This is a genomic window from Stenotrophomonas sp. 3diitr2024 (genome assembly GCF_042136455.1).
Taxonomy (GTDB): domain Bacteria; phylum Pseudomonadota; class Gammaproteobacteria; order Xanthomonadales; family Xanthomonadaceae; genus Stenotrophomonas; species Stenotrophomonas sepilia.
Map to the genome: position 1 here is coordinate 1 of NZ_JBHHMJ010000452.1, position 13,958 is coordinate 13,958.

11 protein-coding genes are annotated in these 13,958 nt (G+C 67.3%); 4 read left to right on the plus strand and 7 right to left on the minus strand.

Translation table 11 applies throughout. The annotated features are described in order from the left end of the window. Nucleotides 1–923 (minus strand): LysR substrate-binding domain-containing protein (locus ABGA94_RS11085; RefSeq protein ID WP_375367281.1); only part of this gene is annotated, 923 nt, incomplete at its 3' end. A gap of 106 nt (nucleotides 924–1,029) precedes the next feature. Here ABGA94_RS11085 and ABGA94_RS11090 point away from each other — a divergent pair. Further along, the gene (locus ABGA94_RS11090; protein ID WP_375367283.1) at nucleotides 1,030–1,773 is read left to right on the plus strand and encodes an SDR family oxidoreductase; all 744 of its coding nucleotides are present in this window, start codon (nucleotides 1,030–1,032) and stop codon (nucleotides 1,771–1,773) included. 165 nt (nucleotides 1,774–1,938) lie between these two features. Here ABGA94_RS11090 and ABGA94_RS11095 read toward each other — a convergent pair whose 3' ends face one another. From ABGA94_RS11095 to ABGA94_RS11105, 3 genes are read right to left on the minus strand one after another with little or no spacing between them, the layout of a single operon-like run. Then, a complete protein-coding gene (locus ABGA94_RS11095) occupies nucleotides 1,939–5,016 on the minus strand; it encodes an efflux RND transporter permease subunit (RefSeq protein WP_375367285.1) in 3,078 nt (1,025 codons plus the stop codon). Then, nucleotides 5,013–6,185 carry an efflux RND transporter periplasmic adaptor subunit gene (locus tag ABGA94_RS11100; RefSeq protein WP_111129360.1) on the minus strand — a complete coding sequence of 391 codons (1,173 nt, stop codon included), beginning with the start codon at nucleotides 6,183–6,185 and terminating at the stop codon, nucleotides 5,013–5,015. Before ABGA94_RS11100 ends, ABGA94_RS11095 begins: the two co-directional genes overlap by 4 nt. Then, nucleotides 6,182–7,429 carry a TolC family protein gene (locus ABGA94_RS11105; protein WP_375367286.1) on the minus strand — a complete coding sequence of 416 codons (1,248 nt, stop codon included), beginning with the start codon at nucleotides 7,427–7,429 and terminating at the stop codon, nucleotides 6,182–6,184. Before ABGA94_RS11105 ends, ABGA94_RS11100 begins: the two co-directional genes overlap by 4 nt. Nucleotides 7,430–7,491: 62 nt before the next feature. Between ABGA94_RS11105 and ABGA94_RS11110 the strand changes: the two genes are divergently transcribed. Next, on the plus strand, nucleotides 7,492–8,166 hold the full coding sequence (locus tag ABGA94_RS11110; RefSeq protein WP_134956406.1) for a response regulator: 675 nt from the start codon (nucleotides 7,492–7,494) through the stop codon (nucleotides 8,164–8,166). After that, a complete protein-coding gene (locus ABGA94_RS11115) occupies nucleotides 8,159–9,532 on the plus strand; it encodes a sensor histidine kinase (RefSeq protein WP_375367288.1) in 1,374 nt (457 codons plus the stop codon). The genes ABGA94_RS11110 and ABGA94_RS11115 overlap by 8 nt, the downstream gene beginning before the upstream one ends. Before the next feature lie 171 nt (nucleotides 9,533–9,703). On the opposite strand, the gene ABGA94_RS11120 is transcribed toward ABGA94_RS11115, so the two are convergent. Further along, nucleotides 9,704–12,055 carry a GH92 family glycosyl hydrolase gene (locus tag ABGA94_RS11120; protein WP_375367290.1) on the minus strand — a complete coding sequence of 784 codons (2,352 nt, stop codon included), beginning with the start codon at nucleotides 12,053–12,055 and terminating at the stop codon, nucleotides 9,704–9,706. A gap of 460 nt (nucleotides 12,056–12,515) precedes the next feature. On the opposite strand from ABGA94_RS11120, the gene ABGA94_RS11125 reads away from it, so the two are divergent. Continuing rightward, nucleotides 12,516–12,761, plus strand: a complete 246-nt coding sequence (locus ABGA94_RS11125) for a hypothetical protein (protein WP_375367291.1) — start codon at nucleotides 12,516–12,518, stop codon at nucleotides 12,759–12,761. 59 nt (nucleotides 12,762–12,820) lie between these two features. Here the strand turns inward: ABGA94_RS11125 and ABGA94_RS11130 are convergent, their stop codons facing one another. Next, a complete protein-coding gene (locus ABGA94_RS11130; protein WP_375367292.1) occupies nucleotides 12,821–13,144 on the minus strand; it encodes a thioredoxin family protein in 324 nt (107 codons plus the stop codon). Between the two features lie 5 nt (nucleotides 13,145–13,149). Next, nucleotides 13,150–13,566, minus strand: coding sequence for a host attachment family protein (locus tag ABGA94_RS11135; RefSeq protein WP_095377505.1), 417 nt, complete (start codon nucleotides 13,564–13,566; stop codon nucleotides 13,150–13,152). Nucleotides 13,567–13,958 lie beyond the last annotated feature (392 nt).

The following is a 13,958-nucleotide window of genomic DNA, read 5'->3' on the forward strand; positions in this document are numbered from 1 at the left end:
TCCAGCACGCGCTGGCCCGGGCGCAGGCCCAGCTTGCGGCAGACCAGGTCGAGCTTGGCTTCCTGTGCGGCGTCGAGATCATCGGCGTTGCGCCAATAGCCACAGCTGTAGACCAGGCTCAACGGACTCGGCGTCGGCGGCGCCTCCGGCAGCAGCTCCACCAGCTGCCGGCGCGCGATGTACGGGTCCATCCGGTAGCGAGGTGCCTGGATGATGCCCAGGCCTGCCAGCGCGGCACCGAGGAACGCATCCGCGCCGGACACACGCACCCGCGCCGGCAACGGCAGGTAGCGCACCTGCCCGCCCTGCTGGAACTCCAGCGGAATCAGCTGGCCGCTGGCGCTGGAGCGGTAGCCGACCATCTGGTGGCCGTCCTGCAGGGCATCGATGCTGCCCGGCACGCCCCTGGCCTGCACGTAGCCAGGCGAGGCGACCGTCACCTCGCGCAGCATCGTCAACCGGCGCGCCGCCAGATCGCTGTCGGCCAGCGTCCCGACCCGCAACGCCGCATCCACGCCTTCGCCCAGCAGGTCAACATAGCGGTCGCCTTCGCTGACCTCCAGTTCGATCTCGGGGTAGCGCTGCAGGAATTGCGGCAGGTGCGGGAACAGCAGGTGCCGGCCCAGCGTGCCATGCACTTCAATGCGCAACGGGCCGCGCGGCGGCGCGTCACGGAACGCGGCCTCGGCATCATCCATGTCGGCGATCAAGCGCAGGCAACGGCCATAGAAGGCCTCGCCTTCCAGCGTTGGCACCACCCGCCGCGTGGTCCGGTGCAGCAGGCGCACGCCCAGCCGCTGTTCCAGTGCCTTGATCGCGTCGGTCACCGTGGCCCGTGGCAGGCCGAGGTCTTCGGAGGCCCGGGTGAAGCTGCGGCGCTCGACGATACGGACGAAGGCGCGCATGGCCGTGAAGCGATCCATTGTTCGGTGATCCGGATGATGTTGGCGGATTATGCAGGATTATCCGAACTGGCAATGTCGCGAAGATAGTCCTGCGCCACTCCGGCGTGCCCGACTGGAAGCCACCATGACCCTCTCCCTCGCCCGCCCTGTCGCTCTGGTCACCGGCGGCTCCCGTGGCATCGGCGCCGCCATTTCCCGCCGGCTCGCCGCCGATGGCCACGCTGTCGCCATCAACTATGCAGGGCGCCGCGACGACGCCGAAGCGCTGGCGGCCGAACTCAACGCAGCCGGCGCGCAGGCGATCGCGCTACAGGCCGATGTCGCCGATCCGCAGGCAGTGCGGCAGCTGTTCGATGCCATCGAAGACCGCTTCGGCGGCATCGACGTGGTGGTCAACAGCGCGGGCGTACTGCAGCTGGCGCCGCTGGCCGACACCGACGACGCCCTGTTCGATCGGGTGATCGGCATCAACCTCAAGGGCGCCTTCAATGTGCTGCGCGAAAGTGCACGACGGGTGCGCGACGGCGGGCGCATCGTCACGCTGTCCACCAGCGTGGTCGGCATCCGGCTGGAGAACTACAGCGTGTACGCCGCCAGCAAGGCGGCGGTGGAGACCATGGGCGCGATCCTCAGCAAGGAGCTTCGCGGGCGCAACATCACCGTGAACGCCGTGGCGCCGGGCCCGACCGCCACCGATCTGTTCCTGGAGGGAAAATCGCCGGAACTGATCGCGCGGCTGGCGAGGATGAACCCGCTGGAGCGGCTGGGTACGCCGGAAGACATCGCCGGCGCGGTGGGGTTCCTGGCTGGCACGGATGGCGGATGGATCAACGGCCAGGCGCTGCGCGCCAACGGTGGGATGGTCTAGGTCGCGCGGACGGCATCCACGCATGGCGTGGATCTGCTTGGGAACCCGTGGCGGTTGATCGAATCCACGCAGGACGCGAAGCCGGTGTAGAGCCGAGCCCATGCTCGGCTGCTCTTCGCGCGAAGGCCAGAAGCAGCCGAGCGTGGGGTCGGCGCTACAGGCAGGTCAGGCGCCATGGGCCTCGCGACGCTGGTGTACCCAGTAGTACAGCGTGGGCAGTACCAGCAGGGTCAACAGCATCGCCGACAGCAGGCCGCCGATCACCACCACCGCCAGCGGCTTCTGGGTCTCGGCACCGATCGCATGCGAGGTGGCCATCGGCAGCAGGCCGAACATCGCCAGTAGTGCGGTCATCAGCACCGTGCGCAGGCGCTGCAGCGAACCTAGCACCACCGACTGCAGCAGGTCCATGCCCTGCTCGCGCAACTGGGCGAAGCGGCTGAGCATCACCACGCCGTTCAGCACCGCTTGCCCGAACAATGCAATGAAGCCGATTGCCGCCGACACCGACAGCGGAATGCCGGTCAGCCACAGGGCCAGGATGCCGCCGATCATCGCCAGTGGCACGTTGGCCAGGATCAGCGCAGCGCTGCTGATGTCCTTGAAGGCATCGAACAGCAGCACGAAGATGATCAGCACCGACAGCGGAATCACCCAGCCCAGCCGCTTCATCGCACGCTGCTGGTTCTCGAACTCGCCAGACCACTCCAGCCGGTAGCCATCCGGCAGCTGCACGCTGGCGTCCACGCGCTTGCGCATGTCGGCCACCACGCTGCCCATGTCGCGGCCGGCGATGAAGATGCTCACCGCCTTCACCCGCTGTGCGTTCTCACGCGAGATGTTGATCGCGCCACTGGCCATGCGGAACTCGGCCACGTCGGACAGCGTCACGGTGTGGCCATCGCCAATGCCCACCGGCACCGTGCGCAACCGTTGCAGGTCACGGTCGGCGTCGTCCAGGCGCAGCGTGATCGGGAACCTGCGGTCACCTTCCCACAGTTCACCGACCTGGCGTCCGCCCAGTGCGGTCTCGATCACCTCGTCGATGTCGCGCACGTTCAGGCCGTAGCGCGCGGCGCGGTCGCGGTCGATGTCGATCTGCAGCTGCGGCAGCGAACCGTCGCGATCGATGAACGCGCTTTCCACGCCGTCCACCGCACGTACCTGGGCCAGGATCGCCTGCGCGTGCTGGTTCAGTACATCCAGGTCCGAGCCGCTGACCTTGATCACCACCTGGCCCTTGATCTGCGAGATGCTCTCCAGGATGTTGTCGCGCACCGGCTGCGAGATCGAGAACTCCGGCCCGGGAATCCGCTGCTCCAAGGTGCGCTGCAGATCGCTCACCAGCTGTCGCTTGTCCACGCCCTTCGGCCATTCCTTCTCAGGCTTCAACGCCACCAGCGCCTCGATCTGGTTGGCGCCCTTGGCATCGGAGCCGTCTTCCGGGCGCCCCAACTTGGCCACCACGGTCGATACCTGCGGGAAAGTGCCGACCAGCTCACGGATGCGCCGCGACTGCTGCTGCGCCTCGGCCAGGCTGGTGCTCGGGTCGAGCGTGGCGGTCAACCAGATCGAGCCTTCGTCCAGCTCGGGCAGGAACTCCGATCCCAGCCGCGTGCCCAGTGCCAGCGTACCGACCAGCAGCACAACCGCAGTCAGCACCACCGCGCGCGGACGGGCAAGTGCGCGTTCCAGGATCGGCTTGTACCCGCCGGTCAGGCGGTCCATCAGCGGATTGCCATCGCGCATGCGGTCGCGGCGCAGCCACCAGTAGCAGAACAGTGGCACCACGGTCAGTGCGAGGATCAACGCACCGATCAACGCCGAGGTCACCGAGTACGCCATCGGTGCGAACATGCGGCCTTCCTGGCGCTGCAGGGTGAAGATCGGGATGTGTGCGGCGATGATGATCAGCATCGAGAAGAACGTCGGGCGCCCCACTTCGGAGGCTGCCGAGAGTACGGTAGAGAAGCGCGTCTTCCTGTCAGCGTTCGGCGGCAGCTTCGACAGCCGCGACACGATGTGTTCGGTCACGATCACCGCGCCATCGATGATGATGCCGAAGTCCATCGCACCCAGCGACAACAGGTTGGCCGGTACGCCCCACAGATGCAGGCCAAGGAAGGTCGACAGCAGGGCCAGCGGCATCATCGCCGCCACGATCAGCGCGGCGCGGGCGTTGTACAGGAACAACCACAGCACCAGGAACACCAGCACCGCGCCTTCAAGCAGGTTGCGGAACACGGTCTTCAACGTGGTCGACACCAGCCACGAGCGGTCGTAGAACGGCTCGATGCTGACCCCGGCCGGCAGCTGGTTGGCTTCGATCTCGGTGATGCGCGCATGCAGGGCGTCGAGCACGTCGGACGGGTTCTCGCCCTTGCGCATCAGCACCATGCCGAACACCGCATCGTCATTGTCATCCTGGCCGACCAGGCCCTGCCGGGGCAGGCCGGTATCGGCGATACCGGCAAGGTCGCGCACCAGGATTGGCGTGCCACCGCGCTGCGCCACCACCACGTTGCCAATGTCGGCCGGCGAACGCATCAGGCCCACACCACGGATCAGGAACTGCTGCTGGCCGCGTTCCACATAGCCGCCGCCCGCGTTCGAGCTGCCCTTCTCCAGCGCCTCGGCGAACTCACCGAGGCTGATGCCGCGGTCACGCAGCTTGTCCAAATCCGGTTTGACCTGGAAGGTGCGCGCAAAGCCACCGAAGCTGATCACATCGGCCACTCCAGGAACGGTGCGCAGGCTACGCTCCATCGTCCATTCCTGCACGGTGCGCAGCTGGGTCGGGGTCAGGTGCGGGCCTTTCAGCACATAGCGGTAGATCTCGCCCACCGCCGAGCTCATCGCCTCCAGCTCCGGGGTCACCCCTTCCGGCAGCTCCACGCCCTGCAGGCGCTCCAGCACCTGCTGGCGTGCGAAGTAGTCATCGGCCTTGTCGTCGAAGGTCAGGATGATCATCGACAGGCCGAACTGCGTATGCGAGAACACCCGCACCGAATGCGGAATGCCAGACAGCGCCACTTCCAGCGGCATCGTCACCTCGCGCTCGACCTCTTCGGCGGCACGGCCCGGGTGCAGCGACACCACCGTCACCTGGGTGTCGGACACATCCGGGAAGGCTTCCACCGGCAGCACGCGGAACGCGGCGATGCCAGCGCCGATGAACAGCAGCAGCGCCAGCATCACCATCAGCGGCTGGCGCAGGCAATAGGCAATCAGGCGATCGATCATGGCGCGGCATGCCCCGTGCCGGCGCTGGCGGCGGCTGGCGCGCTGTCGACCAGTTGCTGCAGCAGCAGGCCACCCTCGACGACCACTCTGCTGCCCGGCGCCAGGCCTTCACGCACCCACAGGCGGCCGTCACCCAGCTCCTCGGCGTGCACCGCGTGGCGCGCGAAGCGGCCCTTGCCTTCCTCCACGAACACCACCTGCTTTCCGTCGATCAGCAACACCGCGGCGTCGGGCAGCGAGACACCGCCCTCGGACGGCAACGCCACCTGGGCGCGTACGTACTGCCCGGCCTTGAAGCCACGTGCGCGGTTGTCCAGCTCGGCACGCGCCTGCACCACGCGGCGCTCACTGTCGATGAAGTCATCCACGTGCTGCAGGGTCGCCTGCAGCGGCTGTCCATCGGCGCCGGGCACGCTCACCTGCATGCCGGCCTTCAACCGCCCTGCCAGGCTTTCAGGAACATCCAGCAGCAGCCACAGGCGGTCCGGATCGCCGATCACTGCCAATGGCTTCTCGCTGTCGGGACTGACCGACATGCCCGGGTTCATCCGCCGCTCCACCAGCACGCCATCAATGGGCGCGCGCAGCGGCAAGCGCTGGTCCACGCGCTGGCCATTGCCGTAGGCCCTGGCGAAGGCAGTCGCACGTGCATGATCAGCCTGGCTGCCAGCGAGGTTCGCTTCGGCTTCATCCAGTTCACGGCCCGACGCCACTCCCGCGGCGTGCAGCTCGCGGGTGCGCTCCAGCTCCTTGCGTGCCTGCTGCAGTTCGGCACGGCCACGCGCGCCCTCTGCCTGGGCCTGGCCGAACTCCGGCGAGGTGATCCAGGCGATGACCTGCCCTGCCTTCACTCTCTGCCCCGGCTGCGCCTCGATGCGCGCCACCTGACCCGGCAACGGCGTGCGCAGTGCACTGGAGCGTGTCTCGTCCCAGGCCACCCGGCCCGGCAGCTGCAGGCTGGCGCTGGCGCCAGCGGTCACCGCCTCGCTGCGCAGCACGTCCAGCTGGCGGCTGCCGGCTGGAAACTGGATCTGGCCGGCACTGACCTGCGGCGCGTCCTCGGTATACGACGCCGGTTCGCGGCCGCAGCCGCCCAGCAGGGCCAGCGCCAGCAGGGCCGGCAGCACGGCATGTCGCGCACGCAGGCGACGGGCGACGGTGGACTTCATCGGGACTCTCCTTCAACAACGGATGTGGCCGCTTCCCAGCGCGCCAGGGCAATGGCATGGTCGGCACGCGCTTCGATCAACGCGGCCTCGAATTCGCGCCAACTGCGGCGCGCATCCAGCAGATCGGTCAGGCTGGCGGCACCACGGCGGTAGGCCAGTTCGATGCCCTGTACCGCCTTGCGCGCGGCGTCGGACTGCAGTCCTTCGTAGTCGCTGCGGCGCTGCGCGGCGGATTGCGCGCCGGCCTGCAGCTGGTCCAGCTCGGCGCGCGCTTCGCGCTGCAGCACCTGCAGTTCCAGCGCCGCACTATCACGGTCGGCCTCGGCACGCTGCATCGCGCCGCGTGCACGCGATGGGCCACCGAGTGGAATGGTCAACGACACGCCCCAGGTCACACCGCTGATGTCGGTCGGCTCGCGTTCGGCTTCCACACCCAGCTGGACATCGCGGTGGCGCTCGCTGCGCGCCAGTGCTACACCGGCATCGGCCGCGGCCAGGCGCGAACGCGCTGCGCGCAGATCGGCACGCTGCTGCGGATCGAACGCGCGCGTTGCGGCAACGCCTGCGAGGTCCGGCCAGGGATCATCGGCGCTGAGGTCACCGCTGTCGTCACGCCCGAGCAGAAGGCCCAGCGCATGCCGTGCATTGCGCAGATCCATGGCCGCCTCGCGCGCCGCGTCGGCCACCGCCAGGTCGTCCACCGCCAGCCGCGCGCGGTCGACCGGCGCCATCGCCCCGGTGGCAACCTGCTTGTCGGCTGCCGCCATCTGTTCGGCCGAACTCTGGCGGTTGGCCTCGGCAATCTGCACCCGCTCCTGCGCGCGCTTCAGGCCGAAGTAGGCCTCATGCAGCGCCACCTGCTGGCGACGCCGCGCATCGAGCATCTCCAGCCCGGCCACCTCCAGCAGCGCATCGGCCTGGCGGATACGCAACGCGCGCTTGCCACCGCGTTCCCAGGTCCAGCCCAGGCCCACGGTGCTGTCCATCCGCTTGTCCTGCCAGCGGCCCGGGCCGACGCCGTGCCTGGGGCTGAGCTTGCTGGTGCCGATCGACAGCTCGGTCGCTGGACGCAGCGCCGCCGTCTGCGCGTCGCCCTGCACGCCACGCAGCGCCAGTGCCGCCACACGCAGGTCCGGGTTGTGTGCTTCCATGGCGCGCTGCGCCTCCTGCAGGGACAGTGCCGACGCCGCAGGTGCGCACGAAAGGGCGGCCAACACAGCCGCAAGGCAAGGGGAGAAATTCATGCGCGTCACGGTAAGGTGACGCACTTGCGCCAATCTTGCCCCAACCTTGCACGAAGCTTGCAATGCGAATCCTGCTGATCGAAGACGACGCCGCCCTGGCCGATGGACTGATCCGCGCCCTGCAGGGCGCCGGCCATCTGTGCGACCACCTTTCGCGTGGGCTGCACGCGCCGGCTGCACTGGCCAGCGCGCCGTATGACGTGATGGTGCTCGATCTTTCATTGCCCGACGTCGATGGCCTCGACCTGCTCTCGCGCCTGCGCAACGACGGTGTGATCCTGCCGGTGCTGATCCTGACGGCGCGCGACGGCGTGGAGGACCGCATCCTCGGCCTCGACCGGGGTGGCGACGACTATCTCGCCAAACCGTTCGCACTGGGCGAGCTGGAAGCGCGCCTGCGTGCTCTGTCGCGCCGCCGCAGCGACGCACCGGCGCAGAAGCGGTTGGGCCGTTTGTGCTTCGACAGCATCCGCAATGAGGCGCAGGTGGACGGCCAGCGCATCGAACTGACCGCCCGCGAGCTGTCGCTGGTCGAGGCACTGATGCAGCATCCCGGCCGCACCGTGACCAAGCAGCGGCTGTTCGACGCTTTGTACAGCTGGGACCACGAAGCCAACCTGTCGGTGATCGAAGTGCATGTCAGTCGCCTGCGCCGCAAGCTGGAACAGGCGCGTGCCGGCGTCGGCATCCGCATGCTGCGTGGCCTGGGTTATCGCCTGGAGGCCAGCGGTGACTGAGCGCGTGCACAGCCTGCGGAGCCTGCTGCTGCGCCGCCTGTGGCTGCCACTGCTGGTGCTGCTGATGTGTAGCGCGGTGGGTTCCTTCGCGCTGGCGCGCTTCTATGCCGGTCAGGTCTATGACCGCTGGCTGCTGGACTCGGCGATGTCCCTGTCCGAGCTGGTGACGGTGCAGGAGGGTCATGCCTCGATCGAGATCACGCCCGCGGTGTCACGTATGTTCAGCTGGGACACCGCCGACGAAGTGCATGGCGAAGTGGTCGATGCTGCGGGTGGACGCTTGTATGGCGACTTGGCCGAAGCGCTGCCGCGCCCGGCCACCGCCGCATCAAGCGACGACGCGGTTTATTACGATGGGCGCCTGCGCGGGCAGCCGGTGCGCATGGTCGAAGTCCTCGTCAGTGCCGGACCGGGCCACGATATCCGGCTGCGCGTAGCCGAGACGCTGCGCAAGCGCCACCGGCTGGAGCGCAAGCTGCTGCTGACCAGCATCCCGTTCCAAGCTGCGATCCTCACGCTGGCAGCGTGGCTGGCCTGGTCCGGGACCGGCGCGGCCGCACGCCATGCCAACCAGGTGGCGCGGCGCTTGGCCAGCCCCCGCCCGGACCCACTGGCGCCCCTGGAACCCGCGCAGGAGGCGCCACGCGAGCTGTGGCCGGCGGTGGAGGCCTACAACGCGCTGTTGCAACGACTGGACGCCATGCAGGCCGCGCAACGGCGCTTCGTCAGCAATGCCGCGCACCAGCTGCGCACGCCGCTGGCGGCAATGCAGGTGGAGCTGGAGAGCTCACTCCGCCACCAGGATCCGCAGGCCCAGCAGCTGGCGTTGTCCGGCACGCTGGCCGGGCTGGCACGGCTGCAGCACCTGGTCAACCAGCTGCTGATGCTCAGCCGCTCGGAAGATCCACAGGGCAGCGCACTGCCGCTGCAGCCTCTGGATCTGGCCGCGCTGGCGCGTGGCGTGGTCGAGCGCTATGCCGACCGCGCATTGGTGGCGGGCGTTGACCTGGGTTACGACGGACCCGACGACGGCGTGCAGGTACAGGGCGATCCGCAGTTGCTGCGCGAGGCGCTGGGCAACCTGCTGGACAACGCGCTGCGCTATGGCGCCACGCCCGGAGTCATCACCCTCGGCGTTCGGCAGGGAACCGACGGCGTGCAGGTATGGGTGGACGATGACGGCGCCGGCATCGCCGAAGCCGAACGCGCGCGCGTCACAGAACGCTTCTACCGGGCCAGCAGCGAGGGCGACGGCTGCGGGCTGGGGCTGGCGATTGTGGCCGAGATCGCGCAACGGCACGGTGCGATGTTGAAGATCGAAACGGCGCCGCTCGGTGGCGCGCGCGTCGGGCTGCGGTTCCGCTGAGCGTTGACGTCCTGCGTGCCAACCAAGGTTGGCACCTACCAAAAGCACCGCGACCCATGGATTCCGGAAGACGCCCACCTTGGTAGATGCCCTTGACCTCCCGCGTGCCAACCGAGGTTGGCACCTACCAAGTGCGGGGCAATGACGGCGGCAATGCCGCGCCGCCCATCGTCACTGGCTCATCGAATACGGCGCCTGCGCGCCCTGCCCCGGCCAGTCCTTGTTCGGCTCGGCCTGCATGCTGAAGCGCAGTTCGCCACCGTCCAGGATCTCGTCGTGGCGCAGGAAGGTACGCTGCAGCGGCTTGCCGTTCAACGTCACGCTGCCCACATACGTGTGCGCGTCATCCAGCCCCTCGGCCACGATGGTGAACGTCTTGCCGTTCGGCAGACGCATCGCGGTCCTGGGCAGGAACGGACGGCCCAGGATGTACTCGCCCGAACCCGGCGCCACTGGGTAGAAGCCCAGCGCGGTGAACACATACCAGGCCGACATCTGGCCAACGTCATCATTGCCGGCCAGGCCATCGGGGCGGTCGGCATACTGGGTGTCCATGATCTGCTTCAGCCGCGCCTGGGTGCGCCACGGCTGGCCGGCATACGAATACAGGTAGGCCACGTGGTGGCTGGGCTCGTTGCCGTGCGCATACCAGCCGATCAGGCCGGTGATGTCTTCCATGTGCTCGAAGATCGATGGATCCACCTTGGCGTTGAACACCTCGTCCAGGCGCGCGAGCAGCTTGTCGCTGCCCCCGTGCGCGGCGGCCAGGCCGGCGACGTCCTGCGGCACGTACCACGAGTACTGCCAGGCGTTGCCTTCGGTGTAGTCGGTGCCGTAGCCGCTGGCGCTGGGGTCGAACGGCGTGCGGAAGCTGCCATCGCGCTTGCGCGCGCGCATGAAGCCGGTGTCCTTGTCGAAGGCATTGCGCCAGTTGCCTGCGCGCTTGTCGAAGGTCGCCGCGATATCGGCCTTGCCCATGGCCTGCGCCATGCGTGCGATGGTCCAGTCGTCGAAGGCGTACTCCAGCGTCTTGCTGGCCGCTTCACCTTCCTCGTCGATCGGCACATAGCCCAGCTCGCGGTACTGCGCGATGCCATCATACGGGCCGTAGTTCGCGGTCTCGACCATCGCGTTCAAAGCCTTGTCCGCATCGAAGCCACGAATGCCCTTCACGTAGGCATCGGCGATCACCGGCACGGCGTGGTAGCCGATCATGCACCAGTCCTCCAGGCCGTGGAACGACCACACCGGCAGCATGCCGTAGGGGCTGTGCTCGTGGTGGGCCAGCATGGAGTTGATGAAGTCGCTGTTGCGCTTTCCCGGCTGCACCAAGGTCAGCAGAGGGTGCAGCGCGCGGTAGGTGTCCCACAGCGAGAACGTCGAATAGTGCGTGAAGCCATCGGCCTTGTGCACGGCATTGTCCGCGCCGCGGTACTGGCCATCGGCATCCATGAACAGCGTCGGCCCCAGCATCGTGTGGTACAGCGCGGTATAGGCACTGCGCCGCGCATGTTCCGGCGCGTCAATGTCCAACACGGACAGTGCCTGCGTCCACTCCTGCTTCGCCTGTGCACGCACGCGGTCGAAATCGAAGTCGGCCACTTCCGCGTCGAGGTTGGCGATGGCACCGGCTTCACTGACCGGCGAGATCGCCACCTTCACCACCAGCGGTGCATCGAGCTTGCCGAAAGCGAACGTACCAACCAGCTGACGACCCTCGATCTGGGCGCGCTGTGCCGGGTCCTTTTCGCCCGGCGGCGGAAAGCCCTTGTAGACGATGTCCTGCTCGGTGTTGTGCAGCTCATGCCCGGCCAGCGGGCGTGAGAAGCGCATCGCAAAGTACAGCTGGCGGCCCGGCGCCCAGCCTCGGGTTTCGCGGAAGCCGGTCACCGTGCCATCGGCGCGCACCCGCACCCGCGACCACAGCACCTTGCCCGGGTAGTCGTACATGCTGGTACGCATGTCCAGCAGCACCTTGGCGTCGGTGCCCTTGGGGAAGGCATAGCGATGCACGCCCACGCGCGCACTGGTGGTCAGCTCGGCACGCACCTTGTAGTCATCGAGGGTGACTGCGTAGTAGCCCGGCTCGGCCTTCTCGTCAGCGTGGCGGAACCGTGAGGCGTAACCGCTGCGCGGCTTCTCCGGATCGCCGCGCTCCAGCCCGGGATTGCCGGTGAACGGCATCAGCAGGACGTCACCCAGGTCCGAATGACCGGTGCCGGAAAAATGCGTATGCGAGAAGCCGACGATGCTGCTGTCGTCATAGCGGTAGCCCGCCGCCCAGCCATAGGCCTTTTCACGCGGCTGGATACGCGTGTCCGGGCTGAGCTGGACCATGCCGAACGGCACCGTGGCCCCCGGGTAGGTATGGCCCTCGCCACCGGTGCCGATGAACGGGTCGACCGAGGCGTATGCCTTGTCGGCGGCGGTTCTGGCTGGGGCCGCACTGGCCAGGCCGGAAGCAAACATCGCCGTGGCGGCGACAGCGATCAGGAGACCACGGTCCAGTATGGGCATCGGCATTTGGATCGATTCAGGTAGTAGTCCGATCCTAGCACCAGCCCTGCCCTGTCGCATGCTGCAGTGCGGCCGCCGGAACCGGCACGATGATTTGCACGTAATTGCATGGCCGGACGACAAATCGCCTCATAGCCTTCCGCTTTCCCCCTTCCAGATCGGTGCCAATACGGCAATGGATGTCCACACATGCACTTCTGAAAGACCGCGCCTTCGGCGCGGGACAAAGCGAGACGAACCATCAATTGGTGCGCAGCGCCTCGATCTGCCCAGGATGGCGCCGCAGCGGACATCCCGCTGCCGGGATTGGAACCCCCGAAAAGAAGGACAGAGGTAGCTCGTCGTAACTGCGGCGGGCGCTGCGTGTGGCCGTCAGGCCCTCCGGTTTTCTCTGTTCCTTCCGGGAGTTCCAAGCACGCATCGCCCGCCACCCTTGCGGTGGCCCTCGCACCCAAGGAGTTTCCGCATGAAACACACGCGTCTGCTCAGCCCGGCCATGGAATCGCTGTTCCAGCGCATCGAACATGCCCTCAACAGTGCTGAAGGCATGGCCATCCTCATCGGCGAGCAGTACGGCCCCGAGCCGAAGCCACCCTCACCGATGGGCTACAACGCCAAAGAGATCGCCAACGCGATGGTCATGCTGAGCCAGCATGGTCGGTCGTTGCTGCAGAAGCTGCGTGCGGAAGCGGAAAAGGTGACCTATCACTAGACCGCGATGCAGCCGAACCTGCTCGGCGCCGTGCGCACCGCACGCAGCGATTGCTGCCCTCAGCCCAGCAATGCGCCCTGCAAGGTGGCGAGGTCGGCGCTGTCGACCGGCCTCACCACCCGCGCCACTTCCTGGCCGTCATGCAGCAGTACCACGGTGGGCCACAGTTTTACCTTGAATGCACGCCCCAGGGGCTTTCCCTTGCCATCCTCGATCTTCCAGTGCACCAGATCGTAGGCGTCCACAAACGCCTGGAGTGCGGGCTGCGCGGCCTGGCAGTGACCACACCAGGGTGCACCGAACTCGAGCAGCAGCCAGCCCGCCTGCGCGTCCACGTCCGCGCCAGCGGGCTCCGCCGCCGGGTAGTCACGCATGAACGGCATGCCGGTTACGCCGCCAACGCTTTCTGGATATCCGCCAGCGGGGCGTTTGTCAGGTCCTTGGCAATGTCGCCCAGCAGGCGGGCCTGGACCTCCTTGTGCAGCAGCGGGCGGATACGGCCCAGCGTGGTGGGGTCTGCCACCAGCACCAGGTGTGCAAAGCGGTTGTTGAGCGCATCTTCGTTCAACTGCTCCGCCACCTGCTTGGCGAACGTCGCCTCGTTGAGCTGCGAAATGGACATGTCTTTCGGCACCGCGCCGGCCGGCCCCTGCCCGGAGACACCCTGCTCGCTGATGTCCTGCAGGCGCAGTTCGCCTTCCTGCTTCAGGGTCAGCTGGTGTTCGCTGCCAACATTGGTGAACACGCGGGCCGAACCACCATCAGCGACGATGATCAGCGTACCTTCGGGAATGCGACGGGTCATGCGGTGCTCCTTTTCGATTGCGCTATTGCATTCACCCCCACCGTAGACAGCATGGCGTGAGCGCTGCGGCCAGAGTTCGTTCAACGCATGTCATTGCACGCTGCGCGGATGAACAGGCGTGATGGAACACAGCGTGCAGATCAGCCGGCTTCTCTGCATGCTCACGCCGATGCCGTTATCATGAACGGATGATCGACACGACCCACTACGTGACGGGCGCACCTGTTACGTGGGAAGCACTGCCGACCGGCGCTTCGCTTGCCACGATGGCTCCCGCCCTGCCCTTCCACCGCCTCGCGCTGGATCCCGGCGGATGACGCCCGCAGGCGCTCTGCCTGCATTCGCACGCTGACGTGACCGCTGGCCGCTGATTGCGCGCTGCAGCGGTCTGT

Coding starts and splice junctions, on each gene's coding strand:
- ABGA94_RS11125 (WP_375367291.1), top strand. CDS start 12,516: ATGAAACACACGCGTCTGCTCAGCCCGGCCATGGAATCGCTGTTCCAG.
- ABGA94_RS11110 (WP_134956406.1), top strand. CDS start 7,492: ATGCGAATCCTGCTGATCGAAGACGACGCCGCCCTGGCCGATGGACTG.
- ABGA94_RS11120 (WP_375367290.1), bottom strand. CDS start 12,055: ATGCCGATGCCCATACTGGACCGTGGTCTCCTGATCGCTGTCGCCGCC.
- ABGA94_RS11100 (WP_111129360.1), bottom strand. CDS start 6,185: ATGAAGTCCACCGTCGCCCGTCGCCTGCGTGCGCGACATGCCGTGCTG.
- ABGA94_RS11135 (WP_095377505.1), bottom strand. CDS start 13,566: ATGACCCGTCGCATTCCCGAAGGTACGCTGATCATCGTCGCTGATGGT.
- ABGA94_RS11130 (WP_375367292.1), bottom strand. CDS start 13,144: ATGCCGTTCATGCGTGACTACCCGGCGGCGGAGCCCGCTGGCGCGGAC.
- ABGA94_RS11105 (WP_375367286.1), bottom strand. CDS start 7,429: ATGAATTTCTCCCCTTGCCTTGCGGCTGTGTTGGCCGCCCTTTCGTGC.
- ABGA94_RS11095 (WP_375367285.1), bottom strand. CDS start 5,016: ATGATCGATCGCCTGATTGCCTATTGCCTGCGCCAGCCGCTGATGGTG.
- ABGA94_RS11090 (WP_375367283.1), top strand. CDS start 1,030: ATGACCCTCTCCCTCGCCCGCCCTGTCGCTCTGGTCACCGGCGGCTCC.